The sequence below is a fragment of the Collinsella sp. AF20-14LB genome (assembly GCF_003459505.1).
Lineage (GTDB): Bacteria > Actinomycetota > Coriobacteriia > Coriobacteriales > Coriobacteriaceae > Collinsella.
Map to the genome: position 1 here is coordinate 1 of NZ_QRWD01000054.1, position 234 is coordinate 234.

The following is a 234-nucleotide window of genomic DNA, read 5'->3' on the forward strand; positions in this document are numbered from 1 at the left end:
ATTTCCTCTCCTCCGGGTACTTAGATGTTTCAGTTCCCCGGGTTGTCCTCCCCCCGCCTATGCGTTCAGCGGGGGGATATCCACACCTCTGTGGATGGGTTCGCCCATTCGGAGACCCCCGGGTCGAAGGATGTGTGCTCCTCGCCGGGGATTATCGCAGCTTGCCGCGTCCTTCATCGGCTCCCTGTGCCAAGGCATCCGCCGTGCGCCCGTGGTATCTTGCGGGACCGCTCT

Annotated in this window: 1 rRNA gene; it reads right to left on the minus strand. The window is 62.8% G+C overall.

Going from position 1 to position 234, the window contains the following annotated elements:
* Window positions 1–225, minus strand: a 23S ribosomal RNA gene (locus tag DWX63_RS11080); the annotation flags it as partial.
* Between the last annotated feature and the right edge of the window lie 9 nt (window positions 226–234).